General features: G+C 68.1%; 1 protein-coding gene. It reads left to right on the top strand.

The window, feature by feature from the left end; genetic code table 11:
- The coding region (locus QJT78_RS51850) for an AAA family ATPase (protein WP_281460918.1) at positions 1 to 700 on the top strand (700 nt) is incomplete at both ends.

The following is a 700-nucleotide window of genomic DNA, read 5'->3' as shown; positions in this document are numbered from 1 at the left end:
GGCCAGGTGGTTCTGCTGACGGGCGAGCCTGGCATCGGCAAGTCGCGCCTCCTGCGAGCGCTGCGCGGGCGACTTGAGAATGAGCCGCATACGCCCCTGAGCCACTACTGCTCACCGCACCACCAGACCAGCCCGCTCTATCCGGTAATCAACCTGCTGGAGCGGGCAGCGGGCTTCGCCGCGGACGATCCCGCCGCAACGAGGCTCGACAAGCTCGAGACGCTGCTTGCGCTGTCGATCGACGATGTCACCGCGGTGGTCCCGCTGCTCGCGGCCTTGCTGTCGCTCGAGACGGATGCGCGCTACCCGCCGCTCGACATGAGCCCGCATCGGCAGAAGGAGCGGACGCTTGAGGAGCTGGTCAATCAGGTTCTCGGCCTCGCAGCACGGCGGCCCGTCCTCGCCATGTACGAGGACGTGCACTGGGCAGATCCGACCTCTCTCGAGCTGCTCGATCTTCTGGTCGACCGGGTGCAAGGCGCCCCCGTGCTCGTCCTCATCACCTTCCGGCCCCAGTTCGAGCCGCTCTGGACACACTATGCCCATGTCACCGCGCTGACCCTCAGCCGCTTGAGCCGCCGGCAGGGCGCGGCCATGGTCGCGCGGCTGAGCGGCGGCAAAGCGCTACCCCCTGCGGTGCTCGACCAGATCGTCGCCAAGACGGATGGCGTCCCGCTGTTCGTCGAGGAGCTGACGCGGA

Source organism: Bradyrhizobium sp. Mp27 (assembly GCF_029953005.1).
GTDB lineage: Bacteria > Pseudomonadota > Alphaproteobacteria > Rhizobiales > Xanthobacteraceae > Bradyrhizobium > Bradyrhizobium barranii.
This window is presented reverse-complemented; position numbering and strand designations above follow the sequence as displayed.